General features: G+C 73.9%; 27 protein-coding genes. 9 read left to right on the forward strand and 18 right to left on the reverse strand.

Annotated features, from left to right (window positions below; all coding sequences use genetic code 11):
- Position 1: 1 nt before the first annotated feature.
- The 5 genes from ctlX to J3P41_RS16825 form a co-directional block, all read right to left on the reverse strand.
- Entirely contained in the window at positions 2-1,033 is a 1,032-nt protein-coding gene (gene ctlX / locus J3P41_RS16805; protein WP_307862045.1) for a citrulline utilization hydrolase CtlX, read from the reverse strand.
- A gap of 44 nt (positions 1,034-1,077) precedes the next feature.
- Positions 1,078-2,187, reverse strand: coding sequence for a low specificity L-threonine aldolase (locus tag J3P41_RS16810; protein ID WP_210651659.1), 1,110 nt, complete (start codon positions 2,185-2,187; stop codon positions 1,078-1,080).
- A 15-nt stretch (positions 2,188-2,202) separates the two neighbouring features.
- On the reverse strand, positions 2,203-2,406 hold the full coding sequence (locus J3P41_RS16815; RefSeq protein ID WP_210651661.1) for a hypothetical protein: 204 nt from the start codon (positions 2,404-2,406) through the stop codon (positions 2,203-2,205).
- Between the two features lie 37 nt (positions 2,407-2,443).
- On the reverse strand, positions 2,444-3,250 hold the full coding sequence (locus tag J3P41_RS16820) for a thermonuclease family protein (RefSeq protein ID WP_210651663.1): 807 nt from the start codon (positions 3,248-3,250) through the stop codon (positions 2,444-2,446).
- A gap of 64 nt (positions 3,251-3,314) precedes the next feature.
- The gene (locus tag J3P41_RS16825; RefSeq protein WP_210651665.1) at positions 3,315-3,848 is read right to left on the reverse strand and encodes a 2'-5' RNA ligase family protein; all 534 of its coding nucleotides are present in this window, start codon (positions 3,846-3,848) and stop codon (positions 3,315-3,317) included.
- A 53-nt stretch (positions 3,849-3,901) separates the two neighbouring features.
- Between J3P41_RS16825 and cobT the strand changes: the two genes are divergently transcribed.
- Genes cobT through J3P41_RS16840 form a run of 3 tightly spaced genes read left to right on the forward strand, consistent with a single transcriptional unit; the run spans position 3,902 to position 6,278 of the window.
- Entirely contained in the window at positions 3,902-4,939 is a 1,038-nt protein-coding gene (gene cobT, locus J3P41_RS16830) for a nicotinate-nucleotide--dimethylbenzimidazole phosphoribosyltransferase (protein ID WP_210651667.1), read from the forward strand.
- Complete coding sequence (locus J3P41_RS16835; protein WP_307862046.1) at positions 4,936-5,700, forward strand: adenosylcobinamide-GDP ribazoletransferase; 765 nt, start codon at positions 4,936-4,938, stop codon at positions 5,698-5,700. Before cobT ends, J3P41_RS16835 begins: the two co-directional genes overlap by 4 nt.
- A gap of 50 nt (positions 5,701-5,750) precedes the next feature.
- Positions 5,751-6,278: a bifunctional adenosylcobinamide kinase/adenosylcobinamide-phosphate guanylyltransferase gene (locus J3P41_RS16840; RefSeq protein ID WP_210651669.1), complete on the forward strand. Its 528-nt coding sequence runs from the start codon at positions 5,751-5,753 to the stop codon at positions 6,276-6,278.
- Positions 6,279-6,297: 19 nt separating this feature from the next.
- On the opposite strand, the gene J3P41_RS16845 is transcribed toward J3P41_RS16840, so the two are convergent.
- From J3P41_RS16845 to J3P41_RS16880, 8 genes are all read right to left on the reverse strand, one after another.
- Positions 6,298-7,026 (reverse strand): hypothetical protein, encoded by a 729-nt coding sequence (locus tag J3P41_RS16845; protein ID WP_210651670.1) that lies wholly within the window; start codon positions 7,024-7,026, stop codon positions 6,298-6,300.
- Positions 7,023-7,673 carry a SatD family protein gene (locus J3P41_RS16850; protein WP_210651671.1) on the reverse strand — a complete coding sequence of 217 codons (651 nt, stop codon included), beginning with the start codon at positions 7,671-7,673 and terminating at the stop codon, positions 7,023-7,025. The genes J3P41_RS16845 and J3P41_RS16850 overlap by 4 nt, the downstream gene beginning before the upstream one ends.
- A 53-nt stretch (positions 7,674-7,726) precedes the next feature.
- Entirely contained in the window at positions 7,727-10,711 is a 2,985-nt protein-coding gene (locus tag J3P41_RS16855; RefSeq protein WP_210651673.1) for a bifunctional [glutamine synthetase] adenylyltransferase/[glutamine synthetase]-adenylyl-L-tyrosine phosphorylase, read from the reverse strand.
- A gap of 130 nt (positions 10,712-10,841) precedes the next feature.
- Positions 10,842-12,188 carry a glutamine synthetase family protein gene (locus J3P41_RS16860; protein ID WP_210651674.1) on the reverse strand — a complete coding sequence of 449 codons (1,347 nt, stop codon included), beginning with the start codon at positions 12,186-12,188 and terminating at the stop codon, positions 10,842-10,844.
- 89 nt (positions 12,189-12,277) lie between these two features.
- Positions 12,278-13,057, reverse strand: coding sequence for a hypothetical protein (locus tag J3P41_RS16865; RefSeq protein WP_210651675.1), 780 nt, complete (start codon positions 13,055-13,057; stop codon positions 12,278-12,280).
- Positions 13,041-13,394: a hypothetical protein gene (locus J3P41_RS16870; RefSeq protein WP_210651676.1), complete on the reverse strand. Its 354-nt coding sequence runs from the start codon at positions 13,392-13,394 to the stop codon at positions 13,041-13,043. The genes J3P41_RS16865 and J3P41_RS16870 overlap by 17 nt, the downstream gene beginning before the upstream one ends.
- Before the next feature lie 94 nt (positions 13,395-13,488).
- Positions 13,489-14,097, reverse strand: a complete 609-nt coding sequence (locus tag J3P41_RS16875; RefSeq protein ID WP_210651678.1) for a hypothetical protein — start codon at positions 14,095-14,097, stop codon at positions 13,489-13,491.
- A gap of 68 nt (positions 14,098-14,165) precedes the next feature.
- Positions 14,166-14,594, reverse strand: a complete 429-nt coding sequence (locus J3P41_RS16880) for a hypothetical protein (protein ID WP_210651679.1) — start codon at positions 14,592-14,594, stop codon at positions 14,166-14,168.
- A 101-nt stretch (positions 14,595-14,695) separates the two neighbouring features.
- On the opposite strand from J3P41_RS16880, the gene J3P41_RS16885 reads away from it, so the two are divergent.
- Both J3P41_RS16885 and J3P41_RS16890 read left to right on the forward strand, forming a co-directional pair.
- Positions 14,696-15,403, forward strand: coding sequence for a response regulator transcription factor (locus J3P41_RS16885; RefSeq protein ID WP_210651680.1), 708 nt, complete (start codon positions 14,696-14,698; stop codon positions 15,401-15,403).
- 1 nt (position 15,404) lies between these two features.
- A complete protein-coding gene (locus tag J3P41_RS16890; RefSeq protein WP_210651682.1) occupies positions 15,405-16,706 on the forward strand; it encodes a HAMP domain-containing sensor histidine kinase in 1,302 nt (433 codons plus the stop codon).
- Between the two features lie 20 nt (positions 16,707-16,726).
- Here J3P41_RS16890 and J3P41_RS16895 read toward each other — a convergent pair whose 3' ends face one another.
- The 5 genes from J3P41_RS16895 to J3P41_RS16915 form a co-directional block, all read right to left on the reverse strand.
- On the reverse strand, positions 16,727-17,113 hold the full coding sequence (locus J3P41_RS16895; protein WP_210651683.1) for a hypothetical protein: 387 nt from the start codon (positions 17,111-17,113) through the stop codon (positions 16,727-16,729).
- 24 nt (positions 17,114-17,137) lie between these two features.
- Positions 17,138-17,521, reverse strand: coding sequence for a hypothetical protein (locus J3P41_RS16900; RefSeq protein ID WP_210651684.1), 384 nt, complete (start codon positions 17,519-17,521; stop codon positions 17,138-17,140).
- Positions 17,522-17,636: 115 nt separating this feature from the next.
- A complete protein-coding gene (locus J3P41_RS16905; RefSeq protein ID WP_210651685.1) occupies positions 17,637-19,679 on the reverse strand; it encodes an NAD(+) synthase in 2,043 nt (680 codons plus the stop codon).
- A 51-nt stretch (positions 19,680-19,730) separates the two neighbouring features.
- On the reverse strand, positions 19,731-20,960 hold the full coding sequence (locus tag J3P41_RS16910; protein WP_210651687.1) for a hypothetical protein: 1,230 nt from the start codon (positions 20,958-20,960) through the stop codon (positions 19,731-19,733).
- On the reverse strand, positions 20,957-21,445 hold the full coding sequence (locus J3P41_RS16915; RefSeq protein WP_210651690.1) for a SigE family RNA polymerase sigma factor: 489 nt from the start codon (positions 21,443-21,445) through the stop codon (positions 20,957-20,959). The genes J3P41_RS16910 and J3P41_RS16915 overlap by 4 nt, the downstream gene beginning before the upstream one ends.
- 147 nt (positions 21,446-21,592) lie before the next feature.
- Here J3P41_RS16915 and J3P41_RS16920 point away from each other — a divergent pair, with 147 nt between their 5' ends.
- The 4 genes from J3P41_RS16920 to J3P41_RS19375 all read left to right on the forward strand — a co-directional run bounded on the left by J3P41_RS16920 (position 21,593) and on the right by J3P41_RS19375 (position 25,722).
- Positions 21,593-22,783, forward strand: a complete 1,191-nt coding sequence (locus J3P41_RS16920; RefSeq protein WP_210651693.1) for a sorbosone dehydrogenase family protein — start codon at positions 21,593-21,595, stop codon at positions 22,781-22,783.
- 70 nt (positions 22,784-22,853) lie between these two features.
- Positions 22,854-23,387, forward strand: coding sequence for a hypothetical protein (locus J3P41_RS16925; RefSeq protein WP_210651694.1), 534 nt, complete (start codon positions 22,854-22,856; stop codon positions 23,385-23,387).
- A complete protein-coding gene (locus J3P41_RS16930) occupies positions 23,384-23,713 on the forward strand; it encodes a hypothetical protein (RefSeq protein WP_210651701.1) in 330 nt (109 codons plus the stop codon). The genes J3P41_RS16925 and J3P41_RS16930 overlap by 4 nt, the downstream gene beginning before the upstream one ends.
- Positions 23,710-25,722: an alpha/beta hydrolase gene (locus tag J3P41_RS19375; protein ID WP_210651703.1), complete on the forward strand. Its 2,013-nt coding sequence runs from the start codon at positions 23,710-23,712 to the stop codon at positions 25,720-25,722. The genes J3P41_RS16930 and J3P41_RS19375 overlap by 4 nt, the downstream gene beginning before the upstream one ends.
- Position 25,723 lies beyond the last annotated feature (1 nt).

Below are 25,723 nucleotides of genomic sequence, written 5' to 3' on the forward strand. Positions count from 1 at the left end.
ATCAGGCGTTGCCGTCGACGTAGCGACCGTCGGGGGTGGTGGGGTTGTCCTCGTTGATGGCCTCCACCGCCTCGGTGATCTCGGCCTCGGCCAGCGGCGGGCGCCGGTCGAGGTGGATGCCGGCGATCATGCAGCGCACCGACCCGCCGGCGAGCTCGATGGTGGGGATGTCGACGGCGACGATCTCGCAGGACTCCTCGATCGCCGCGACCTGGTCGGGACGCAGCGAGCGGCAGGCGCGGCCCGACATGGCCATGATGTAGCGCCGCTTGCCGTCGGGTCCGCGACCGCAGAGCTCCACCGCGTTGCCGGCGAACTCCCGCACCTGCTGCTCGGTCAGCTCGACGATGGTCCGTCCGGTCACCGCGAGCCGCTCGCGCACCTGCTCGCGGCGGTGCTCGTCGGGGATCATCTCCAGCGCGATCAGTGCGACCTCGGTGCCCACGCAGGCGATGACGTTGGTGTGGTAGACCGGCACGCCGTCGGAGTCGACCGCGTCGAAGGCCATCGGCTCGTAGTTGAAGTCGGTGCAGAACCGCTCCAGCACGGTCACGTCGGCGCGGTGGCTGCGCGCGGTGTACGCCACCCGCGAGACGTGGTCGAGCACCATCGCTCCGGTGCCCTCGAGGAAGACGCCGTCCGGCTCGAGGCCGGAGTAGTCGATGATCGCCTGCACGCGGTACTCGGACTTGAGCATCTCCAGCACGTCGGCGCGCCGCTCGTGGCGCCGGTTGGAGGCGTACATCGGGTAGACCGCGACGGTGCCGCCGGCGTGGGTCGAGAGCCAGTTGTTCGGGAACACGCTGTCGGGGCGGGTGTGGTCGTCGTCGTCGAAGACGTGGACGCGTACGCCGGCGGCGCGCAGGGCCGCCGCGAGCGCGTCCATCTCCGCCAGCGCCATGGCCGAGGTGGTGTCGTCGGACTGTCCGGCGGGGGCGTCGGACTGGAACGCGTTGTCGGCCGCCGTCGCCGGGTTGGGGACGTAGTGGGTGGCGCGGACGAGGATCACGGCAGAGGGGGCCTGGGCACTCACGGGAGGAATGTAGGCCACCGGGCACGTCCTTGGTGAACCGCTGGCTACGTCGCCGTCCGACCCGCCAGGACGACGGCCGCGAGGAGGTCTGCCACCTCGCCGGGATCGTGGGTCACGGCCGCGTCGTAGCAGGCCAGCTCGGTCTCCACCCAGCCCGGCACGTCCGCGGCGTGCCAGAGCCCGGACGGCACGACGCCGTGCTCCTCGGCCCAGCCGATCACCCGCTCGTTGACCTCCTCGGCCGTGCCGGGGGCGTAGGCGAGAAAGGTCGAGATGTGCGGCACCTCGGGGAACGTCGCGAAGCCCCGCGCGTGCAGGGCGGCAGCGAGCTCGATCGCCCACGCCCGGTGCTCGCCGAACCTCGTGAGCTGCTCACGCAGGCCCCCCAGGCCGCCGACCGCGGCCGCAGTCATGGAGTAGAGGGTGCCGCCCATGCGCGTCCGCCAGGAGCGCAGCTCCCCGGCGAGGTCCTCGGGGCACACGACGAGCGCGCCGCTCGAGCTGCCGAGCCCCTTGTAGAGCGAGACGTACATCGAGTCGAACAGCTCGCCCGCCTCGGCCAGGGTGCGGTCCCAGTGCGGCACCGACTCCCAAATCCGGGCACCGTCCGCGTGCAGCGGCACGCCGCGTCGGCGGGCCGCCGCGGACAGGTCGACGAGCTCGTCCCACGACGGGAGCAGGCACCCGGCATCGCGCAGCGGCAGCTCCACCAGCGCCGCGCCCAGGCGACCGCCGACCCCGGCCAACGCGCCCGCGGTGGGCGTCTCGCGCCCGGTGGTCAGCCACTCGAGCTCGAGCCCGAGGACCCGGCGCGGCCCGTCCTGCTCGTGTCGCACGAGGTGGGACAGGTCGGGCAGTGCGACCCGGCGCGATCCCGAGCGGTCGCACCAGGCGCGGAGGGTGGCCTGCTGGGCCATCACGCCGCTCGGAAACATGACGGCAGCCGGCTTGCCGAGCAGCTCGGCGACCTCGGCCTCCAGCTGGGCGACCGCGCCGGCCTCGCCGTAGCGGTCCCACTCGACGCCGTGCTCGTCGGCGAAGGAGGCGAGCTCGCGGAACATCGCCGCCGGGGACGACGGCGCGCGCCAGAAGATCGGCTCGGCCGAGGCCGACGCCGCGCGGAGCCGGTCGCGGAGGTCGCTCGTCGAGGACATCCCGGTCGGGCCGGCTCAGGCCTGGCGCTTGAACCAGTACGTCGTGTCGGATCCGGGGATCACCTGCACGAGCTCCCAGCCGTTGACGCCCAGCGTGGAGAGCAGGTCCTCCCACGACTCGGTGCCCTCGACGAGCGCCTCCGGGTCCGCGTTGTAGCCGCCGACCTCCACGTTGCCCTCGTCGTCCACAGTGATCTCGAGATGTGCCCAAGCAGCCATGCCGCGATCCTGCCACGTCTCCGGTCGCCGCGGGGGCTCAGTCCCAGCAGCGCATCCACGACCCGCGCTCCTGTTGCGCTGCGCGCCGCTCGGCGCGCTGGTAGGACGCGGCACGGCGGAAGGGGTCGTTGCGGTGGACGTACACCCGGGCGCGGCCCGCGGCGAGCTGGGCGCGTCCGACGTCCGTGCCGCGACGGTGCACGTAGCGCAGCAGCCGGTCGTAGCGGTCGCGGTCGGCCTGCGAGGGATCCGAGACGAGGAGCACCCGGGAGCCGACCGGCGTGAGCCGTCGCAGCGAGCGGCTGGCCTCGGAGCCGCCGCACTCGGTGCGGCCGTGCACCTCCGGGGTGTCGATGCCGAGGAGGCGCACGTACTCCTCGTCGCCGTCCGGCATCCGCACCAGGAGCGTGTCGCCGTCGGTCACCCGGACGACCCGCGCACGATCGCGGCGGATGTGGCCGCTGCCGGAGCCACCCGGGTCGGTGGTGGACGTGGTCGGCGCCGCCGGCGTCGGTGTCGCGCTCGGGACCGGCGTCGGAGTCGACGTCGGAGTCGACGTCGGAGTCGAGGTGGGCGTCGAGGTCGGAGTCGAGATGGGCGTCGTGACGACCGGCGTGACGGTGGTCGAGCACGGGCAGGGGTTCGACTCGCAGGCGACGCCGTCCCCGTCGGATTCGAGCTGGTGCGGGTCACCGGGCCCGGCGCTGGCGAAGAACGCCTGCGCGGCGGCCTGGGTCGCGAAGTCGCCGCAGTCCATGTCGGCCGCCTCGGCCGGGTCGGCCGCCAGCGACGTGCAGACCGCCGTCAGCACGGTGGCGAGCAGGAGCAGGACGAAGCGACGCATGGCGCCACCTTCACCCGGCGCGATCGCCCCCTCGTGCGACTCGGCGGGAAATGGCTCGATCGGACTACGCGTCCGGGCCGGCGAGCGGCCACTCACGCAGCACGCGGCAGTCGCCCGACTCCCACCACGCGAGCTGGAGCCGGTCGAGCACCACGTCGACCGGCACGGTCCCGGCGAGCAGCGCCGCCGTCGACGCCAGGTCGACCTCGTCCGACACGGCGTCGACGGTCAGGTGGGGTCGTACGTCGTCGCCGAACCGACCGCCGTACGGCGTCCACGCCGGGAACGCCGCCACCAGCCGGCCGGTCAGGTCGCGCAGCAGGTCGTCCGGATCGGGCACGAGGTGGAGGATGCCGTCGGGAAACTGCGCGAGGTCCGCGAGCCGCACCCGGATCGGCGGGGTGGCCGCGGCGAGGCCGCCGACCGTCGCGAGCGTGGCGGCGTCCGGCGCCGGGTCGAACGGCCCGAGGGCCGTGATGTGGGCGTGCCCGAACCGGGGGTCCGTCGACACGAAGCCGGGGTCGTAGTGGGCGGTGCGAGCCCGGACCCACGCCTCCAGCGGCGGGACCGGCAGCTGGAGGACGGAGTGGCCGGGCACGGCACCAGACTGGCACGTACCCGAGGTGCCGCACGCCCTAGGCTGACCGCGCCATGGACCAGACGCGCATCGCCCCACCCTCACCCGAGACTCACGCGGCAGCTCGCGAGCGCCTGGCCGGCCTCGCCACCCCGTCCGGCGCCCTCGGCCGAGTGGGCGAGCTCGGCGCGTGGCTGGCCGCCGCGCAGGGCGAGGTGCGCCCGCGCCCGGTGACGGACGTGCGCCTGGTGGTGTTCGCCGGCGACCACGGGGTCGCCGCGCACGGCGTCTCGGCCTATCCGCCCGCGGTCACCGAGGCGATGGTCCGCACGATCGTCTCCGGGCGGGCCGGCGTGAGCGCGTTGGCCCGCGCGCACGGCGTCGAGGTGAGCGTGGTCGACGTCGCCGTGGACGCCGACCTCGCCGACCTGCCCGCGGAGGTCACCGCGCGCAAGGTCCGGCGCGGGTCCGGCGCCATCCACCTGGCCGACGCGCTCACCGCCGAAGAGGCCGGACGCGCCGTCGCGCTCGGCGCCGAGGTGGCGCGCGAGCTCGTCGACGGCGGCGCGCAGCTGCTGATGACCGGCGACCTCGGGATCGGCAACACCACGCCCGCTGCCGCACTCGTCGCCGCCGTGCTGCACCTCCCCGCCGACGAGGTGACCGGCCGGGGCACCGGCGTCGACGACGCCGGGTGGACCCGCAAGCGCGACGTCGTCGCCACGGCCCTGAAGCGCGTCGCCGGCCGGGACCTCGATCCTGTAGGGCTGCTGACAGCGCTCGGCAGCGCCGACCTCGCGGCCACGACCGGCTTCCTCGCCGAGGCGTCGCGCCTCGGCGTCCCGGTCGTGCTCGACGGGCTCATCTCGGTGGCCTGCGCCCTGGTGGCCGAGGCGCTCGCGCCGGGCGCCCGGACCTGGTGGGTCGCGGGGCACCGCTCCACCGAGCCGGCTCAGGGCCACGCGCTCGACGCGCTCGGCCTCGAGCCGCTCCTCGACCTCGGCATGCGCCTCGGTGAGGGCTCCGGTGCCGTCGCCGCGCTGCCGGTCCTGCGCTCGGGCATCGCGGTGCTGCGCGACGTCGCCCTCCTGTCCGAGGTCCTGCCGGCGTGATCGTGCGGGATGCCTGGCTGTTGGCCACGGGGACCCTCACCGCGGTGCGGGTCCCGCCTCCGAGCCGGGTGGACCGGTCCGTCGCCGGCCTCGCCATGGTGCTGGCACCGGTGGCCGTGGTCCCCCTCGGCGCCGCAGCGGCGGTCGTCGCCCTCGTCGCCCGCTGGGTCGATCTGCCCGCACCCGCGGCGGCGTACGCCGTGCTGCTCGTGCTGGCGCTGGGCACCCGTGCCTTCCACTGGGACGGCCTGGCGGACACCGCCGACGGCCTGACCGCGTCGTACTCCCCCGCGCGCTCGCTCGAGGTCATGCGCACCGGGCCCGTCGGCCCCGCAGGCGTGGTGGCGTTGGTCCTCGTCGCCGGGCTGCAGGCCACGGCGCTGACGTCCCTCCTGCGGCACGAGCACGGGTGGTGGGTCGTCGCCCTGCTCGTCTGCGCCTCGCGTGCCTGCCTGGCCGTGGCGTGCCTTCGCGGCGTGCCGGCCGCCCGAGCCGAGGGGCTGGGCGTGGTCCACGTCGGCGCGGTCCCGGCGCTCGGCGCGGTCGTCTCGCTGCTCGTGGCCGCCGCCGCCGTGGCAGCGGCCGGACACGGGCTCGGGTCGCCGTGGCCGCTGCTGGCGGGACTGCTGCTGATGGTGGCGGCGGTCCTCGCGCTGGCCCTGCGCTGCGTACGCCGGCTCGGCGGGATCACCGGAGACGTGCTCGGAGCCGCCGTGGAGGTATCGCTCGCGGTGCTGCTCCTGGCGGCGGCCACCGTCTGAGCGATGCCCGCCGAAGGCGCGCGGGAGAAGGCTCTGACAGGATGCGCGCCATGCGGATCCTGGTCACCGGCGGCGTGCGGTCCGGCAAGTCCACCCATGCCGAGGCGCTGGTGGGCGACGGGCCCGCGGTCTACGTCGCGGCCGGGCCTTCGCCGGACGTCGACACCGACCCCGACTGGGGCGCGCGGATCGCCGCCCACCAGGCGCGGCGGCCCGCGTCGTGGGAGACCCTGGAGACGCAGGACCTGGTGCAGGCGCTCCAGGGCGGCGCCGATCCCGTGCTCGTCGACTGCCTCGGCACCTGGCTGGCCGCCGTGGTCGACGCTGCGGACGCGTGGGAGCAGGACTCCGCGACCGTCCACGACCTGGTGAGCGCCCGCGCCGACGAGTTCGCGGCCGCGCTGCGGGTCTGCGAGCAGGACGTCGTGGTCGTCACCAACGAGGTCGGGCTCGGCGTCGTGCCCGAGCACCGCTCGGGGCGCCTCTTCCGCGACCTGCTCGGCGTGGTGAACATGCGGGTCGCCGCGGCCTGCGACGAGGTCCACCTGGTGGTGGCCGGGCGCGTCCTGCGCCTCTGACGAGCCGCGCGCAGACCCGTCAGGACAGCAGGACGACCCCGCCGAGCGCCACCAGCCACGACACGAACGAGCCGAGCAGGAAGTACTCCGTCATCTGGTGGACGCGCTCCTGCTCGCGTCGCGACGACAGCTCGGGGAAGCGCAGCAGTCCCTTGGCAGCGACGACCACGCTGGCCGCCGTCACCTGGCCGGCCAGGGCGAGGCCCAGGATGAAGATCCGCTCCAGCGGTCCGAGCAGGCGGCCGCCCTTGAGGCGCGTGGGAGGCATCCGGCCGTCGGCGAGAGGGTGGATGGTGCCGGTCGACTTGAGGACCAGGCGGACCAGCACGTTGCCGGTGGAGAGCTGGACGCCGAACGCGCCGAGCAGCAGCAGGAAACGGTCGGGGTCCATGCCTTCGAGTGCGGGCAGGGCGACCGAGTCCAACCAGCGCCCCAGCAGCCTGTCCGCCCCGGGCGCGAGTCCGGAGCAGGCCACCGACACGGCGAGCGCCAGCAGGAAGACGCCGAGCGGCAGCCATGCGGGTCCCGGGTGCCCGAAGCCCCACGTCACCGTCACTCCCCACACGAGCACCGCTGCGACGATCGCGAACAGGGCGACGACGTCGCGACCACCGGTCAGCCCCGCCAACAGGCCGACGACGAGGGCAACGAGTGCCCCCACGCACTCGGGCAGGTAACGCACCTTGCGCACGGAGTGGGTGAGGTCCGTGGCGGCGAAGCCGATCAGCATGATCGCGATCCAGCTCATCGCTGACCATCTCCCTTCTGCGGCCCCAGCATGTCGTGGGCTGCGACGATCGCCCCCAACCCGTCGGCGCGCACCCGTTGCGACACCGCGGAGGCACTGATGCCGAGCTGCTCGGCGAGCTCGCGCTGCGTATGCTGCGACAGCAGACCACGCAGCACCGACAGCGAGCGTTCGGACAGCCGGCTGACCCGCTCGTCGCGCAGGACCAGACCGGCGTTGACGAGCCCGGCGTGCGGTCCGTCGGTGGCGCCGTCGGCCGCGACGTACGCCGTGCGCAGCCAGCGAGATGCTGCCGTGCGCCCGGCACGGGCGGCGGCGTCGATGGCGGCGCGAGCGGCCCACCACCCGGGACCGTCCTCGATGCCGCCGTCGTCCAGGACGGTCGTGGTCCCCCAGCCGATGCCGTGCCGCACGTCGTGGTCGGGCAGGAGCCGCAGGCGCACCAGCAGGGAGGCCTGAACCGCCTCCCCGACCGTGCCGAAGGTCCCCTGGTGCTCGTCGCCGGCGGTGATCCACAATGGCCGCACCGGTCGCAGCAGCTCGTTGACCTCCTGCAGCGCGGCGTCGAGGCGCCGGTGCAGCTCGGCCCGGTCGCGCGAGGACCGGGAGCCCACGAGGTCACCGATCACGGTCGCCACGGACGTCATGGCCCAATGGTGAAGGTGATTGCTTCATCTGTCTAGAGATGAAGCGTTCGACTTCACTCCCAGAACACGCGCTCGACCACGGCGTGCGCCCGGCGCGTGGTGCGGAGGTAGTCGTTGAGCAGCTCGTCGGACGAGCCCGGCGGGTAGCCCAGCACGCCGGCCACCGCGGCCCGTTCGCGGGCGTCGCGGGGCAGCTGGTCCGACGGCCGCCCGCGCACCAGCGTCACCGCGTTGCGCACCCGGCTCACCAGCCGCCACGCCTCCGCCAGCCTCGCTGCGTCGGACTCGGCGATCAGTCCGGCCTCCACGGCGGCGGCCAGCGCCGGCAGGGTCTGCGGCGTCCGCAGCGCCTCGACCGTCCCCGCGTGGCGCATCTGCAACAGCTGGACCGTCCACTCGACGTCGGCGAGCCCGCCGCGCCCGAGCTTGAGGTGCGTCTGGCGATCGGCTCCGCGCGGCAGGCGCTCCTCGTCCACCCGCGCCTTGATCCGGCGCACCTCGACCACGTCCGCCTCCGATATCCCCGCCTCGGGGAAGCGCAGCGGGTCGACGAGCTCGGTGAACCGCCGCCGCAGGCCTTCGTCGCCGGCGACCGGGTCGGCGCGCAGCAGGGCCTGGAACTCCCACACGTGCGACCACTTCGCGTAGTAGGCCGCGTAGGACTCCACCGTGCGCACCATCGGGCCGTTCCTGCCCTCGGGCCGGAGGTCGGGGTCGACCTCCAGCGGCGGGTCGCTGGCGGGCAGCGCGAGCAGCCGTCGCACCTCTGCGACCACCGCCTGGGCGAACGACGAGGCGACCTGCGGATCGGCGCCGTCGACGGGCTCGTGCACGAACATCACGTCGGCGTCGCTGCCGTAGGACAGCTCGAAGCCGCCGTAGCGGCCCATCGCGATCACCGCCAGCCGGCTGGGCGCGTCCGGCAGGCCGCGCTGGCGGCGCACCGACTCCGTGGCGATGTCGAAGGCGGCCTGCAGGGTGGCGTCGGTGAGCCGGCTCAGGCCCTGGCCGACCAGCGCCACGTCCGTCCCGGCCACCAGCTCGCCGCACGCGATGCGCAGCAGCTCGCGCCGGCGTACGGCCCGGACGGCGACGATCGCCGCCTCCGGTGACTCGGCTCGCTCGACCAGCGCCCGCATCTCGGCCAGCACCGCCTCGGCGGTCAGCGGCTCCAGCGGCTCCCCCAGCATCTTCACGCCCTGGGGCTCGCGCTCGAGCAGGTCGGTGGCATAGCGGGAGGTGCCCAGGACGTGCGCGAGCCGCTGGGCGACCTCACCCTCGTCGCGCAGCATCGTCAGGTACCACGGCGTCCGCCCCAGGCTCTCGCTGATCCGGCGGAACCCGAACAGCCCGGCGTCGGGGTCGGGCGAGTCCGCGAACCACTCCAGCAGCACCGGCAGCAGCGTGCGCTGGATGTCGGAGGTGCGGGACACGCCGCGGGTGAGCGCCTCGAGGTGGCGCAGCGCTGCCTTGGGGTCGGCGTACCCGAGTGCCGACAGCCGCGCCTCGGCCGCGTCGAGCGAGAGCCGAGCCTCGTCCCCGGCCAGCTTGGCCACGGCCCCGAGCAGCGGGCGGTAGAACAGCTTCTCGTGCAGCCGCCGCACCTCGCGGCGGTGGTGGCGCCACTGCCGCTCGATCTGCTCGGCCGGCTCGGAGAAGTAGCCCAGCGAGCGGCCCAGCCGGCGCAGCGACGACTCGTCCTCGGGCAGGACGTGCGTACGACGCAGCTGGTGCAGCTGGATGCGGTGCTCGAGCGTGCGGAGGAACGAGTAGGCCTCGTGCAGCCTCTCGCCGTCCTCACGACCGACGTAGCCGCCCTCCGTCAGTCGCGCCAGCGCACTGAGCGTGGCCGCGTCGCGCAGCGAGGGGTCCACCCGGCCGTGGACCAGCTGCAGGAGCTGGACCGCGAACTCGACGTCGCGCAGTCCTCCCGAGCCGAGCTTGAGCTGACGCTCGGCCTCGTGGGCGGGGATGTGCTCGATCACCCGGCGACGCATCCCCTGGACCTCGGTGACGAAGCCGTCGCGCTCGGCGGCGGTCCACACCATCGGCTCGATCATCTCGAGGTAGTCCCGGCCCAGGGCCAGGTCGCCGGCCACCGGCCGGGCCTTGAGCAGCGCCTGGAACTCCCAGGTCTTGGCCCACTTCTCGTAGTAGCCGCGGTGGCTGGCGAGGGTGCGCACCAGTGGCCCCTGGCTGCCCTCGGGACGCAAGTTGGCGTCGACGGGCCAGATGGTGCCCTCGCGCGTGTGGTCGGAGCAGATCCGCATCAGGTGCGAGGCGAGCTGGGTGGCGGTCCGCAGGGCCGCCTGCTCGTCGGCGCCCTCGGCCGGCTCGTGGACGAAGACCACGTCGACGTCGGAGACGTAGTTGAGCTCGTGCCCTCCGCACTTGCCCATCGCGACCACCGCGAGCCGGACCGCGTGCGCCGCCTCCCCCAGGCGCGCCCGGGCCACCGCCAGGGCCGCGTCGAGAGTGGCCGCGGCGAGGTCGGACAGCTCGGCCGCCACGTCGTCGACGCCCACGTGGTGGGCCAGGTCGCGGGCGGCGAGCCGCAGCAGGATCCGCCGGTGCTCCACGCGCAGCGCGTCGACCGCCTCCGCGTCGGGCATCCGCGCCACCGGCTCGGCGTCGTGGGGGTCGGCCCCGACCGCGGTCAGCAGCGCCTCGCGCACGGCGTACGCCGCCGGGCGGGTGCTGCCGAGCGTCGGGTCGGTCAGCTCGCGCCAGTGGTCGGGGTGCCGCGAGAGGTGGTGGGCGAGCGCCTCGCTGGCCCCGAGCACCGCGCACAGGCGCATGGCCGTGCCCTCGTCGTCGGCGATCGCCCGCAGGACGGTCCCGGGGTCGCCCCCGCCGTCTGCGACCGCCTCGGTGAGGCGCAGGAGGGCGGCCAGGGCGGAGTCGGGGTCGGCCGACGCCGACAGCGGTCCGACCAGCTCCGGGCCGCACCCGCCGAGCAGCGCGAGGTCGCGCAGCGCCCCCGTCCCGTCGCGGAACCCGCGCCGCACGAGCTGGCCGGCCGTCACGTCCTGCGCCACGGTCGCGCTCAGCCCCGGCGCGACGTGGCGCCGACGCCGGACGGCTCGTGCTCGTCGATCACGTCGCCGATCCTATGCCCGGGACGCACGGTCCCGTGGGGAGCGCCCGCTCCAGCCGGTGACGCTCGGGCTAGAGGACCGGGAGCATCCGGTCGCGCTCGTAGGCGGTGACCTGGCCCCGGTACTCCTCCCACTCCGCGCGCTTGTTGCGGAGGAAGAAGTCGAAGACGTGCTCGCCCAGGGTCTCGGCGAGCAGCTCGGAGTCCTCGGCGATGCCGATCGCGTCGTGCAGGCTCTTGGGCAGCGGCGCGATCCCCAGCGCCTTGCGCTCGCGCTCGGTGAGGGACCACACGTCGTCCTCGGCCTCGCGCGGCAGCTCGTAGCCCTCCTCGATCCCCTTCATGCCGGCGGCCAGGACCACGGCGAAGGCGAGGTAGGGGTTGCAGGCGGCGTCGACGGTGCGCAGCTCGATGCGGGTCGACTGGCCCTTGTTGGGCTTGTACATCGGCACGCGGATCATCGCGGAGCGGTTGTTGTGGCCCCAGCAGATCGACGAGGGCGCCTCGCCGCCGCCGAGCAGCCGCTTGTAGGAGTTGACCCACTGGTTGGTCACCACGCTGATCTCGCTGGCGTGGCGCAGGATCCCGGCGATGAACTGCTGACCGGTCCGCGACAGCTGGTACTGGGCGCCGGCCTCGAAGAAGGCGTTGCGGTCGCCCTCGAACAGCGAGACGTGCGTGTGCATGCCCGAGCCGGGGTGGGTGGTGAACGGCTTGGGCATGAAGGAGGCCCAGATGTCCTGGCCGAGCGCGACCTCGCGGATGACGGTGCGGAAGGTCATGATGTTGTCGGCCGTGGTGAGCGCGTCGGCGTACCTCAGGTCGATCTCCTGCTGGCCCGGGCCGCCCTCGTGGTGGCTGAACTCCACCGAGATGCCCATCGCCTCGAGCATCGTGATCGCCTCGCGGCGGAAGTCCGCACCCCGGGACTGCGCGGTGTGGTCGAAGAACCCGCTGCGGTCGACGGGCTGCGGCTCGTCACCCTTCCCGGGCACGTCCTTGAACAGGTAGAACTCGATCTCGGGGTGGGTGTAGAACGTGAAGCCCTTGTCCGCCGCTGCCCCCAGGGTGCGCTTCAGCACGTGGCGCGGGTCGGCGTACGAGGGGCTGCCGTCGGGCATCACGATGTCGCAGAACATGCGAGCCGTGGCCGGTCCGCCGTCGTCGCCGGTGCGCCAGGGCAGGATCTGGAACGTCGAGGCATCGGGGTGGGCGAGCATGTCGGACTCGTAGACGCGGGCGAAGCCCTCGATGGCCGAGCCGTCGAAGCCGATGCCCTCCTCGAAGGCGTTCTCCAGCTCGGCCGGCGCCACGCTCACGCTCTTGAGAAAGCCGAGCACGTCGGTGAACCACAGCCGGACGAACCGGACGTCGCGCTCCTCGAGCGCGCGCAGTACGAAGTCCTCTTGCTTGCCCATGGCACCAGCCTAGGGGGCGTCGGCTGGCATCCCGCCCGGTGGCTGCGGTGTGGGCCCGACGGGCCGCGGTCACCGGTCCCGGTCAGCGGTCAGTGCTCGCCGTCCGAGGGCAGGCGGCTGCTGATGACGGCCTCGCGACGCGCCCGGTCGGCGACGTGCAGGTCGCGCAGCACGCGCCGCAGCTGGGCCTCGTCGGGCACCAGGCCGAAGCGCAGGTGGATGCCCGGGGGGTCCGGCTCGCGGTCCATCGGCAGCAGCAGCCGGCTGAGTCGCCAGCGGTACGACGGCGCGCCGGCGACCGCGGTGAGGACGAGGGCTGCCCAGCGCGTCCCGAGGTTCTCGTGCACCACGGCACCGACGTCGTCCCACGCCAGCTCGCTGTCGATGCCTGCGCCGTGCAGCTCGACGAGGTCGGCGGAGATCCGCAGCTCGGGACGCCTCGCCCACGCGCGCCACATCTCGGCGGCCAGGACCAGCAAGAACACCGCCGGCAGACCGGCCACCACGCGCACGCCGGCCCGGTCGTCGAGGACCGCGGCGAGGGCGAGCCCGGCGCCGAGCACCGTGAGGACCACGGCGACGGCCGGGACCTGCCCGCGCTCACCGAGCCCGAGCGCCCAGGCCGGCCGGCCGCGCAGCTCGGTGCGGCGCCACGTGGACACGCTGCGCCGCTGCCCGAGCGCGACCAACACTGCCACGGACAGCATGAACGCGCCGACGACGCCGTTGAGGAGGCGCTGGTCGTCCCGGGTCCCGGCCAACCAGAGGGCGCCGACACCGATGACACCGGTGATGAGGACGGTGAAGATCCCGACGGGACGGGAGGTGAAGGCGTTGCGCCCCGCCACCCGCTCAGAAGATCGAGTCAAAGACGTCTCCCACTCCCTCGCCGATCGCGCCGAACGTCTCGCCGATCTCCTCGACGCCGTCGACGACGGCCCCGCCCCAGTCGCCGAGGGTGTCGGCGCCGGAGTCGAAGAGGCTGTCGATCGCGCCCGAGGTGAAGGCACCCACCACCGTACCGACGGCGGCGCCGACGATCACGCCGGCCGCCGTGCCGACGCCGGGGATCGGCACGAAGCTGCCGACGACGCCGCCGATGTAGGCACCTGAGGCGGCGCCCGCGGCGATGGACGCGATCGCCGGGACCGCGTTGGAGGTGATCGCCTGGGCGGGACCCTCCTCCTCCCCAGTTCGAGAGCGCACGGCGCGCGGCGGGGTGGTCAGCGTCGAGCCGGTCGGCCCCGGGAAGGGCGGGTAGTCGCGCGGCAGCCTGCGCGTCTCGGAGACGGGCGCGCGGTCAGCGGCAGACGTTGACGTCCTGGGAGCCGAGGACGCCGTCCCAGACCTCGCGCATCGGCCCGACCCAGCTCTCGGTGGTCGGCACGAACGCGATGCTGCCGGGCACCTTCCCGTGCACGCCGTCCACCTCGACCTCCTCGACGACGAGCGGGACGGTGACCGCGCGGCGTCGGACGCCCTCCCAGCAGGCGGAGGCCTTCTTCTTCGTCACCGCCTCCTCGAGGGTGACGGGGTCGCCCACGCGCTCGCCGTTGTAGCGCCAGGCGACGGTGGTGACGTAGCCGGTGTGGCCCTCCCACGGCGCGCGCACCGTGACGGACATCCCCCAGGTGCGCTTGGTCGGCACGCGGAAGGTGACCTTCCCGTCCTCGACCTCACGGGTGCGGGACTCCCACACGTGCACCACGTCGGCGTCCAGGGTGCCCCGGGCGTTGACGAGCTGGATCTCGCAGCCCTCGCAGTCCTCGACGGTGAACGTCAGGCGGGTGCGCTGCTCGGCGGCGCGCTCCTCGGTGAAGGCCGCGCCCGCCGCGCCCATGGGCGCGAGCACGGTGGCGAGCAGGGCGCTGGCGACGGCGCTCACGAGGACGGTGGTTCGGTTGTTCATGGTGTCTCCTGTGGTGTGTTCTGTCCCCCTCTGGACGCGAACCACCGTCCGCGGGTTGCAACGACTTCTCAGTCGTCGCCCAACGTGTTCCGCTCCACCTCCGCCAGGGTCGGTCGGCCGCGGTTGCAGAAGACCTCGAGGTCCACCGAGTTCCGCCCGTCGCTGAAGACGGCGTCGACGTCGTCGTCGGGTCCCTTCTCCCAGCTGACGACCCGCCACCCGCCCGGCCGGTCGGGTCGCACGCCGACGCCGTACGCCCAGGTGTCACGACACTCCACCACGAACGCCCCCCACTCCCCGGCGACCTCGTCGCGCACCCGCGGGCCCGTCGGCGAGGGGACCGACGCGTCCACGACGTCGCCGCGGAGCACCTCGTCGCCCACCGGACCGCGGTCGCGGATCGTGGCGCCCACGGTCGAGACGGCGAAGACGCCGGCCATGACGGCGACGGCCGTGGTGGCAGCCCACAGGCCCACGAGCAGCATCCGACGTCGCACCCGCCCATCGTGCCCGGCGCCGGGTCAGCGCGACGACAGGGCGTGGTTAAGGCACGGCTAACGGTGACGGTGCGGCGTCGCCCGGAAGGTACGGTCACGGCGTGGCGCAGGTGCTGATCATCGAGGACGACGACCGGATCCGGCCCTTGCTGGTGCGCGGCCTGCGCGAGTGCGGCCACACCGTGACCTCGGCACCCACGGGCATGGCCGGCCTTCAGCTGGCTGTCGACTCCACGCCCGACCTGGTGGTGCTCGACCTCGGGCTGCCGGACGTCGACGGCACGCAGGTGCTGTCCATGCTGCGCGCGGTCAGCGCGGTGCCGGTGATCATCGCCAGCGCCCGTGCCGACGACCCGTCGCTGGTCGGCGCGCTCGACGCCGGCGCCGACGACTACGTCGTGAAGCCCTTCACCAGCGCCCAGCTCGACGCGCGCGTCCGCGCGGTGCTGCGGCGGGTCGAGCACGGCCGCCGGCGTCCGAGCACCCTGACGGTCGGCGGCCTTGCGGTCGACCTGGCGGGCCGCCGGGTCCATCTCGACGGGCGCGAGGTGGACCTGACCCCGCGCGAGTTCGACCTGCTCGCCCACCTCGCCGAGCGACCCGGCGAGGTGGTCACCAAGCGCGACCTGCTGGTCGAGGTGTGGCGCCAGCCGTGGGGCGGCTCGGACAAGACCGTCGACGTCCACCTGTCGTGGCTGCGCCGCAAGCTGGGCGAGACGGCCGCCGCTCCTCGCTACCTCACCACCGTCCGCGGCGTCGGCGTACGGCTCGCGGCGCCCGACGACCTCACCTCCGACGGGGACGGCTGACGTGCGCCGGAGCCTGCTGGTCACCGCCGCCGCGGCGATCTCGATGGTGCTCCTCGCCATGCTGGTGCCGATGGCCATCCTGGTCCGCAGCTATGCGCTCGAGGACCGGCTGGCCCGAGCCTCGCTGGAGGTGCAGGCCGTCGAGACCGTGGTGACACGCCACGACGACAAGGGCTCGGTGGCGGTCTACCTCGACCGGCTGAACGACGCCGACGCGCACAGCCGGATCACCGTGCTGTACCCCGACGGCACGGAGGTCGGACCCGACCCGGGCCAGGACGACAAGGTGCTCGACGCGCGCAACACGGGTCGAGCACGCGTGGACGACGTGCCTGGCGGCTCACAGGTGCTCGTGCCGGTCTCCCGGGGCGGGAACTCCGCCCTGCCGTCGCAGACCCCGGTCATCCGGGTCGTCGTCGAGGAACCCGGCCTGGACTCGGTCGTCGGGCTCGCCTGGGGCCTGCTCGCGCTGCTGGCGCTCGCGCTGCTCGCGGGCTCGCTCGTGGTCGTCGACCGCCTGGGCCGCTCGTTCGTGCAGCCGATCCGCCGGCTCGCCGAGCACACGCAGGCGCTGGGCCGCCCCGGCGCCATCGCGTCCGTGGCGACGTTGGAGGGCCCGCCCGAGGTGCAGGAGCTGGCCGGCGCCGTCGACCGGCTCGTCGGTCGCATCCAGCTGCTGCTGGCCCGCGAGCGGGAGCACGTCGCCGACCTCTCCCACCGCCTGCGCACCCCGGTGACGGCGCTGCGGCTGCGCGTGGAGACCGTCGCGGACCCCGCCCTGCGCGAGCGGCTCGGGTCCGACCTCGACGCCCTCCAGGCCACGGTGGACCAGATCGTCCGCGAGGCGCGGCGCTCCGAGCGCGAGGGGCTCGACCCGCGCACCGACGCGGTCGCCGTCATCACCGACCGGGTCCGCCACTGGGAGCCGCTCGCGGAGGACCAGGGCCGTCCCTGGGACACCGACCTCGCCCCGCGAGGACCGCTGCTGCGTGCCAGCCGGGCCGACCTGGAGGCGCTGGTCGACGTGCTGCTCGACAACGTCTTCTCCCACACGCCCGACGAGGCCGGCGTACGCGTCACGCTGACCGCCGACGACGACCACGTCGAGCTCGTGGTGGAGGACGCCGGCCCCGGCCTCCCCGCCGACCTGGACGCGACCGGCCGGGGCGAGAGCGGAGCCGGCTCGACCGGGCTGGGGCTCTCCATCGCTGCCCGGACGGCGGCTGACTCGGGCGGCACACTCGTCACGGGCGGCTCGGACATGGGCGGAGCCCGGGTCGCCGTGACGTTGCGGACGGCCTGACCCGGGCTCCCCTGCGTCGCTCAGCGCACGGTGACCTTCACCGAGCAGGCACGGCCGGTCTCGGGCGTCACCGTCAGCCGGAACGTGTCGCTGCCGGCGGTGTCGCGCCGCCACGTGCTGAGGTCGAGCTCGCCCTCGGCGTCGGCACGCAGGACCCGCGAGGCCGCGAGCGCGCCGTCGTGGCGCAGCGTGACCCGCCACTCGCTGCCGGGACGGGCCCCGTCGAGGTCGGCGTCGACGTCGAAGCCGCGGCGCTCACGGTCGACGCCCAGCTCGTACGTCGCGCCGGCGCACGTCCCGGCGCGGTCCACGTCGGCGGCGGCGGGTCCGGCGACCAGGACGGCGCTGCCGCCGACGGTCGCGAGCAGGGCGGTGGCGGCGACGGTCTTGCTCATGGTGGTGTTCATGCGATGTCTCCTACGGAAGTGGGGTCAGGAGCCGAGCGTGGCGGAGCAGGGCTCGCCCTCGGCCGGGGTGAAGGTGACGGCGTACGTCGCGTCGCCGGGATTGCCGGAGGCGTGGGCGTCGACGTCGATCTCGCCGTCCTCGTCGGTGGTGCGGGTCCCCGTCAGCAGCGTGCTGTCGCCGCGGGTCAGCTCCACGTCCCAGGTCTCGCCGGGGCCGGCCGACTGCAGCTCGGCGCTGACCTCGGTGCCGCCGTCCTCCGCCTCCGCGCTGAGCTCCCACGTGGCGCCCCCGCACGTCCCGCGCTCGGTCGTCTGCTCCTCCACCGAGCGGTCCACGGCGTACCAGGTGCCTGCGCCGGCCAGGACCGCGACGGCGGCGACGCTGCCGATGACTGCCTTCTTCTGCACTGTTCCTCCTCGTCGTCCGACGCCGAGGTGGCGTCTCGACCACGAGGCTCGCCGCAACGCCGCTAACCGCGCTGCAGCCGAGCGCTAAGGGCCGGCAAAGGCCGCGGCGGTCGCGTCAGGAGACCGGCACGTCCCGCTCGATCTCCGCCAGCCAGGCGGTGCCCTTGGCGTCGCTGGGCATCCGCCAGTCGCCGCGCGGGCTCATGGTGCCGCTCGGACTGACCTTGGGGCCGTTGGGCAGCGCCGAGCGCTTGAACTGGTTGGCGAAGAACCGCTTCACGAACACCTGCAGCCAGGTCCGGATGTCCTCCAGCCCGTACGCCACCCGCGCGTCCTCCGGGAAGCCCGGGGGCCACTCGCCCTCGTCGATGTCCTTCCACGCGTGCCAGGCCAGGAACGCGATCTTGCGGGGACGGAAGCCGTGCCGCACGACGAGCGCGAGGGTGAAGTCCTGCAGGTTGTAGGGACCGACCGAGTCCTCGGTCGCCTGCGGCTTCGTACCCTCCTCGGTCGGGATCAGCTCCGGGGTGATCTCCTGCTGGAGGATCTCGCGCAGCACCTCGTTGACCGGCTCGTCGAACTCGCCGTTGCCGATGACCCAGCGGATCAGGTGCTGCACGAGTGTCTTGGGAACGCCGGCGTTGACCGTGTAGTGCGACATCTGGTCGCCGACGCCGTACGTGCACCAGCCGAGCGCGAGCTCGGAGAGGTCACCAGTCCCCACCACGATGCCGCCGCGCTGGTTGGCGAGGCGGAAGAGGTAGTCGTAGCGCAGGCCGGCCTGGACGTTCTCGAAGGTGATGTCGTAGACCTTCTCGCCGCGTCCGTAGGGATGCCCGAGGTCGCGCAGCATCTGCTCGGCGGCCGGGCGGATGTCGAGCTCCTCGAAGGTGATCCCGAGGGCCTGCGAGAGCCGGGTGGCGTAGCCCTTGGTGGTCGCGCCGGTGGCGAAGCCGGGCATGGTGAAGCCGAGGACGTCGCTGCGCGGGCGGCCGAGCCGGTCCATCGCCTTGCACGCCACGATCAGCGCGTGGGTGGAGTCGAGTCCGCCGCTGACCCCGATGACCGCCTTGGGCGAGCCGATCGCGTTGAGCCGCTGCTCGAGGCCGGAGACCTGGATGTTGTAGGCCTCGTAGCAGTCGAGCTCGAGCCGCTCGGGGTCGTCGGGCACGAACGGGTAGCGGTCGACCTTGCGCATCAGCCCGATGTCGCCTGCCGGCGGGTCCAGCTCCCACTCGACGGTGCGGAAGCGCTGCACGCGCTCGGCGTGGGTGCGGCGGTTGTCGTCGAAGGTCACCTGGCGCAGCCGCTCCTGTCGCACGAGGTCGAGGTCGACGTCGACGACGGTGCGGCGCGGACCGTCGGGGAACCGCTCGCTCTCGCCGAGCAGCCGGCCGCACTCGTACACCATCGTCTGGCCGTCCCAGCTCAGGTCGGTCGTCGACTCCCCCTGGCCGGCCGCCGCATAGACGTACGCCGCCGCGCACCGCGAGCTGGCGCTGCGGACCAGCAACCGGCGGTCCTCGGCCCTCGCGACCGTGATCGGGGAGCCGCTGAGGTTGACGAGCACGGTCGCCCCGGCGAGGGCGGCCTCGGCGCTCGGCGGCACCGGCACCCACAGGTCCTCGCAGACCTCGACGTGCATGTCGAGGCCCGGGACGTCGAGGCAGCGGAAGATGAGGTCCGGACCGAACCGCACCTCCTGCCCGGCCACGGTCGCCCACTCGAGCTCCCGGTCGTCCCCCGGCGCGAACCAGCGACGCTCGTAGAACTCGCGGTAGTTGGGCAGGTACGACTTCGGCGCCACGCCGAGGATCGACCCCCGGTGCACCACCACGGCGCAGTTGTAGACCCGGTTGCCCTGCGCGATCGGGGCGCCGACGACCAGCGCGGTCATCAGGTCGGCGCTCGCCGCGACGATCTCCGCGATCGCCTCGTCGACACCGGCCAGGAGCGTGTCCTGCAGGAACAGGTCGTCGACGGAGTAGCCGGTGAGGCCGAGCTCGGGGAACACCGCCACGGCGACGCCGTCGTCGTGGCAGGCGCGCGCCTGCTCGATCACGGCCGCGGCGTTGGCCGCCGGATCGGCGAGGTGCACCGGCAGGGTGCAGGCCGCGATGCGGGCGAATCCTTGGGCGTAGGCCGAGTAGAAGTCCACGGCGTCACTCTAGGGATCGCGACCTGTGGCTGTGCGCCTCCCTCCGGGCGGTCAGTCCAGCAGCAGGTCGGGAGCGACGGCGACCGTGCGCATCCGGGAGTCCCCGGTCGCGAGGAGTCCGAAGTCGCCGGTGGCCGAGTCCCACGTCGCCAGGTGAGTCTCGCCGTCGTCCACCCCCATCGTCCGGTAGTCCATCGGCGACACGAGCAGCACCACAGTGGTTTCGTCGAGGAAGCCGAGCGGTGTGAGGTTCACGTTGTCGCTGTAGACCCCGTCCGGGTCGCGGATGGGGGCGAACGCCGCGATCCGTGCGTCGGCGAGGTCGACCACGACCGGTCCGCTCTTCATCACTCCCCTGTTGGGGCCGGGGTTGCCGACGTAGGCCACCCGCGAGAACCGGGTCACGAACCGCTCGCCGTAGCCGGCGATGCGGACGGTCGAGGCGACCTCGTCGCCGTCCCAGGTCCGGATCGTGCCGTTGGGCCAGCGTCGCTCGCGGACGGTGCCGGTGTCGGGGTCGACCATCAGTCCGCTGCTGTGCCTCCCGCCGTACGGCGCCGGGCGGGCGCCCCCGTCGAAGTCCATCAGCCAGGGTTGCTCGAAGTGCAGCACGAGGAAGCCCTCGTCATCCGGCAGCCACAGGAGCCTGGGCCGTCCGTCGAAAGGCCCGACCAGCTCCGGCGGCCACGGCAGCACCTGCTGTGCACCTGTCGTCACGTCCACCACCAGGACGCCGGCGTCGGTCGACATCGCCACCCGGTCGCCCTCGGGGGTGATCACCGGGACGACGACGTCGTAGAACGTCCCGCGGATCGCGTGCGCCGTGCCCTCCACGCGGCGCCACTCCCCGTTCGTCCCGAGGACGCGCAGGTCGACACCCTCCTCCGGCCAGGCCAGGGCGACGTCGGGCAGGGGCTGCGTCGAGAGTCCCGGCGGGTCGGGCGGCGGATCGACCCGGGCGGGCAGGACGCTCGCGACGCGAGGCGCGTCGACCACCGTGAACGGGTCCCAGATCGGCTGCGTCGCCGGGTCGGTGTCCGGCAGTGACGGAGTCGCCGTGGCGGTGGGGTTCGGGGGCGCCGTGTCCACGACGTCGGCGCGCGGCACCCGGTCCTGCACGGCCCACGTCACGCCCCCACCCAGCACCACGACTGCCGCGAGCGCGCCCACCGCCGCTCGTCGGAGCCTCGTCCGGTGCGCCGAGGCGAGGGCGCGCTGAGCCAGGTGCGGGGCGGGAAGGTGCTCGGTGGCGCGCTGCAGCGCCTGGTGGAGCTCGTTCACGAGGTCCTCCCGATGAGGCTGAGGAGCTCGGGCGCCCCGGTGCGGAGGCGGCTCAGGGCAGCCGCGTTCTGGCTCTTGACCGTGCCGACCGACACACCCAGCACCTCGGCGGTCTCCCGCTCGGTCAGGTCCTCGAAGTGCCGCAGCACGAGCACCGCGCGCTGGCCCGGGCTGAGCCGCCCGAGCGCGCGACGTACGACCAGCGCGATCTCCGGCTCGTCGCTCGCGGCGCCGTCGTCGTGGAGCACGGCCGTCGGCACGTCCCGGCGGCGGCGCCACCAGCTGATGTTGTCGCGGGCGATGATGCGCAGCGCGTACGCCGTCGGGTTGCCCGCCGCGAGCCTGGACCACCGGAGCGCGACCTTGGTCAGCGCCTCCTGCACGAGGTCCTCGGCGCGGTGCACGTCACCGGTGAGCAGGTACGCCGAGCGCAGCAGCTGGCGTTGCCGCCCGACCGCCCAGTCGGTGAAGCCCTGCTCGTCCACCGGTGCCCCTCTCAGGTGTGGTGCCTACTCAACCCCCCGCGACCCCGAAATGGTTGGGGCGACCTCTCCCGGGCGCGCCTCCGGCTCGGCAGGGGATCGCCGGCGGACGCGTTCCCAACGCCGAGGCGGGCGCGTAGCGTCCTCACCGTGCGCCCCACTCCTCGCAGCACCTCGCTGTCGGTCTCCGTCGCCGGACTGCTCACCGCGCTGCTCGCCGGCCCGATCGCCGGCTCAGCCCCCTCCGCAGCCGAGGGACCGGCCCGGGCCGGCGCGCCGCAGGCGGCCTCCACCACTGCGGCCCGCGCCCCCGCCCTGCGGGTGCGGACCCTGGCCCGCGGGCTGCAGCACGCGTGGGACGTCCAGCAGGCGCCGGGCGGCCGGCTGGTCGTGTCCGAGCGCGACCGCGCCCGGGTGAGCGTCGTGCGCGACGGCAGGCGCCGCACGCTCGCCCGCCTGGCCGGCAGGGTGTGGGTGTCCGGTGAGACGGGCCTGCTGTCCTTGGCGGTCGATCCCGCGTCCCGGACGCTGTGGGCCTGCCACGGCGCCCGCACCGGCGCCGGCCCCGAGGTCCGGGTCACGCGCTGGCGGGTCGACCGGCGCTGGCGCCGGCTCGCGCAGCGCCAGGTGGTGGTCACCGGCATCCCCGCCACCTCGGGTCGCCACGGCGGCTGCCGGCTGCTGCTCGAGCGTGAGGGCGACGGGCTCCTCGTGGGCACCGGAGACGCCGCGGTCGGCACCAACCCGCGCGACCTCGACTCCCTGGCCGGCAAGGTGCTCCGCGTGCACCGGCGTACGGGCGCACCGATGCCGGACAACCCCTGGGCCGGCGCCGACACCGACCGCCGCCTCGTGTGGACCTACGGCCACCGCAACGTGCAGGGCCTGGCCCAGCGCGCGGACGGGTCGCTGTGGTCGGTCGAGCACGGCAGCTTCCGCGACGACGAGGTCAACCTGCTCGTGCCCGGCGGCGACTACGGGTGGAACCCGGTGCCCGGCTACGACGAGTCGGTCCCGATGACGGACCAGTCGCTGCCGGGCGCGCAGCAGGAGGCCGCCTGGTCATCGGGCGAGCCCACCGTCGCCACCTCGGGCGCTGCCTGGGTCACCGGCCGGCAGTGGGGCTCGCTGGAGGGCACGTTGGCGGTCGCCGCGCTCAAGGGCTCCGAGGTGCTCTTCCTCCGCTTCGATGACGCCGGCGGGCTCGTCTCCGTCACCCGACCCGCGCGCCTCCAGCGGTTCGGGCGGCTGCGCTCGATCACGTCGGCCGCCGACGGCGACCTCCTGGTGACCACCGACAACGGCACCGGCGACCGGGTGCTGCGGGTGTCGCCGCGCTGAGTGCCCGCCCGACTGTCCACAGTCGCCCCGGACGGGTTTGAGGCGGCGTCGGCCGCGGAAGAAGAAGGCCATGACGCCCCCTCCGAGCGACGCGCCTCCTCCTGACCCGTCCAGGGCCGACCCGGCGATGGCCGACCCGATGCTGCGGGTGCTGCGCGAGCGGCATCCCGAGGTCGACGTCGTCGTCCTGCCCCAGCCCGCGCCCGTCCCTGCGGCGGCGGAGCTGACGCTGCCCCAGCGCGAGGCGCTGGCGACCACCCTCGAACGGTCCCTCGACGACCTGCTCGCGCGGGTCGCCGACCCGGCCCCCGCCGAGACCGTGCGCGGGTCCCGCTGGCACACCGACGAGTGGGGCCTCACCTGGTACGAGTGCACCGCAGTGGTCGGCCCGCTGCCCGAGGGCGGCAACATCGCGCTGCTCCGAGCGACCGGACACGCCCTGGTGGGTCTCGGGTGGCAGGCGCGACCCGTCCCCGGCGACCGGCCCCGGCTGGTGGGCCGCCGGCGCGGCGGCCTCGACGCCGCAGCCACCGTGCGTCCCGACTCCCTGGTCCTCACCCTCCGGACCGCCAAGGTCCGGGCCGCCCAGGAGGTCGCGTCATGACGCTGCAGATGTGGACCGCCACGCTCGCCAAGGCACGCGACGCCTGGGAGGAGCAGGCCGAGGCGCTCGACGGGCCCCGCAAGAACCTCGCGCAGGCCGATCCGGCGCTGCTCGGCGACGCCGTCCAGGGTGCCGCCGACGCGTTCCTGACCACGTGGGAGCAGCGCGTCCTGGCCTTGCGCGAGCGTGCCTCCGGCCACGCGGACGCCCTGGCCCAGACGATGTACGACCTGCTCGTCACCGACCAGGCCAGCGTTCGCGCGACCCAGGACCTCCTGCTGTGGGAGGACCGGGACACCCCGCCCGTCACGGCGGTGGGACCGTGACGACGATCGCCGTCCCCGCCTGGCTCCCGCGCGAGCCCGAGCTCGAGGTGCAGGAGTCCTCCAGCGCCGTGCTCACCGACGTACGCGCCGCGGCCACCGGGGTCAGCGACGTCGCCGACTGGGCGCGCGCCAACGGCGCGCCCGCCGACTTCAGCGGCGACGCGGCCGAGGCCGCCTCGCACGCGGTGACCCGGTTCGGCACCGACACCGACGCGGTGAGCGCCGCGCTCGAGCGCGGTGCCCTGGCCATCGACACCTTCCTGTCCGCCATGCGGCAGCGCCGCACCGAGCACGCCGAGCTGATGGACCGGCGCCAGCGGCTCAACGACGACCGCGAGGCGCTGCTGGCCCGCATCGAGAACGCCACCGAGGACCAGGTCGAGGCGCTGCAGGCCGATGCGGCCGAGGTGAGGCAGCGTTTCGAACGCTACCACCAAGACCTCCAGGCGTGGCGCGACCGCGTGGACAGCGACGAGCAGGCGTGCGTGCGCGCCCTGGCCGCGGTCGACCAGCTCGCCGAGGGCGTGGCCGCCGCGGCGGACCCCTCACGCGCCGACACGGCCGCGCTTGCGGCCGAGCTGCGCCGCCTCGGCACCGACACGGACGCGGTGCACTCCTGGTGGACCGGGCTGAGCGAGGCCGAGCGCAACGCGCTGCTCATCTCCGACCCCGACCTCGTCGGCAACACCAACGGGATCCCCACGCGCGACCGCCACGAGGCCAACACCTCGGCGGTGCAGCGCGACATCGAGTACCTCCTCGCCCGGCAGGCCGCGGGTGACGACCTCAGCGCCAGCGAGCAGCGGTGGCTGGAGAACGCCCAATCCATCGAGAAGGCGCTGCAGCAGGCGGACGACCCGAAGTGGGCCGGTCTCGACGTCGACGCGTTCGTGATGGCCTACCAGCCGCACGCCTTCGGCGGCGACGGCATCGCCGCCGTCGCCTACGGCGACCCGGACACCGCCGACCACACCGCCGTCTACGTGCCGGGCATCATGCAGGACGGCACCTACATCGACGAGAACGGCTCGCAGGCGCTCAACCTCTACGAGGAGACCGTCAACAGCATGCTCTCGGAGGACCCGCCGCGCGCCGGATCGGTGTCCACCATCGCGTGGATCGGCTACGACTCCCCCAACTTCAATCCCGAGTCGATGTGGCCCTGGGACCTCGGCGACTCCGCGGGCGACGTCGGACACACCGTGACCGAGGCCAACGCGCAGGCCGGCGGCCTGGCGCTCTCGCAGTTCGTCGACGGGCTCAACAGCACCCACGCCGGCGGCGACCAGCCGCACCTGACCGTCATCGGCCACAGCTACGGCTCCACCACGTCGGCGTCCGCCGCCGCCCACGGGATGGACGCGGACTCGCTCGTCCTGATCGGCAGCCCCGGCGCCAGCGAGGGCGTCCACCACGCGTCCGACCTCAACATGCCGGCGGGCCAGGTCTTCGTCGGGGCGGCTGACAACGACCCGGTCACGTGGCTCGGTGGCGAGGACGGGCTGTTCGGCGGATCGTGGGACGACAGCCTCGGGCTCGGTCAGGACCCCGCGCAGAGCGACTTCGGCGCCCACGTGTTCGGCGTCGACAACGGACAGGAGTTCCACGGTCCGGGCGGTCTGGTCGACACCGGCTTCATGCAGAACCACGTCAACTACTTCGACGACGGCAACCCCGCGCTGGCCAACATGGCAGACGTCGTCTCGGGCAACTCCGACGACGTCGCCGACACCGGCGGCCGCACCCAGGAGGCGCACGACTACCTCTACGACTGGGCGGGCGAGGAGGTGCAGCACCACGTCGTCGAGCCGATCGTCGAGACCTACGAGGGGGTCCGCGACGGGGTGGTCGACACCTACGAGGGCGTGCGCGACGGGGTGGTCGACACCTACGAGGGCGTGCGCGACGGCGTGGTCGACACCTACGAGGGGGTCCGCGACGGTGTCGGGGACGCGGTCGACGGCGCCCAGGAGGCCTGGGACGACCTGTGGCCGGACCGGTGGCCGTGAG

This window comes from Nocardioides sp. SYSU D00065 (genome assembly GCF_017916425.1).
In the GTDB taxonomy this organism is placed as follows: Bacteria; Actinomycetota; Actinomycetes; order Propionibacteriales; family Nocardioidaceae; genus Nocardioides.

What these genes read in the sequence shown, in the direction of transcription:
- J3P41_RS16810 (WP_210651659.1), bottom strand. Translation starts at nt 2,187, where the DNA reads ATGTCCTCGACGAGCGACCTCCGCGACCGGCTCCGCGCGGCGTCGGCC.
- J3P41_RS16815 (WP_210651661.1), bottom strand. Translation starts at nt 2,406, where the DNA reads ATGGCTGCTTGGGCACATCTCGAGATCACTGTGGACGACGAGGGCAAC.
- J3P41_RS16820 (WP_210651663.1), bottom strand. Translation starts at nt 3,250, where the DNA reads ATGCGTCGCTTCGTCCTGCTCCTGCTCGCCACCGTGCTGACGGCGGTC.
- cobT (WP_210651667.1), top strand. Translation starts at nt 3,902, where the DNA reads ATGGACCAGACGCGCATCGCCCCACCCTCACCCGAGACTCACGCGGCA.
- J3P41_RS16840 (WP_210651669.1), top strand. Translation starts at nt 5,751, where the DNA reads ATGCGGATCCTGGTCACCGGCGGCGTGCGGTCCGGCAAGTCCACCCAT.
- J3P41_RS16845 (WP_210651670.1), bottom strand. Translation starts at nt 7,026, where the DNA reads ATGAGCTGGATCGCGATCATGCTGATCGGCTTCGCCGCCACGGACCTC.
- J3P41_RS16850 (WP_210651671.1), bottom strand. Translation starts at nt 7,673, where the DNA reads ATGACGTCCGTGGCGACCGTGATCGGTGACCTCGTGGGCTCCCGGTCC.
- J3P41_RS16860 (WP_210651674.1), bottom strand. Translation starts at nt 12,188, where the DNA reads ATGGGCAAGCAAGAGGACTTCGTACTGCGCGCGCTCGAGGAGCGCGAC.
- J3P41_RS16875 (WP_210651678.1), bottom strand. Translation starts at nt 14,097, where the DNA reads ATGAACAACCGAACCACCGTCCTCGTGAGCGCCGTCGCCAGCGCCCTG.
- J3P41_RS16895 (WP_210651683.1), bottom strand. Translation starts at nt 17,113, where the DNA reads ATGAACACCACCATGAGCAAGACCGTCGCCGCCACCGCCCTGCTCGCG.
- J3P41_RS16925 (WP_210651694.1), top strand. Translation starts at nt 22,854, where the DNA reads ATGACGCCCCCTCCGAGCGACGCGCCTCCTCCTGACCCGTCCAGGGCC.
- J3P41_RS16930 (WP_210651701.1), top strand. Translation starts at nt 23,384, where the DNA reads ATGACGCTGCAGATGTGGACCGCCACGCTCGCCAAGGCACGCGACGCC.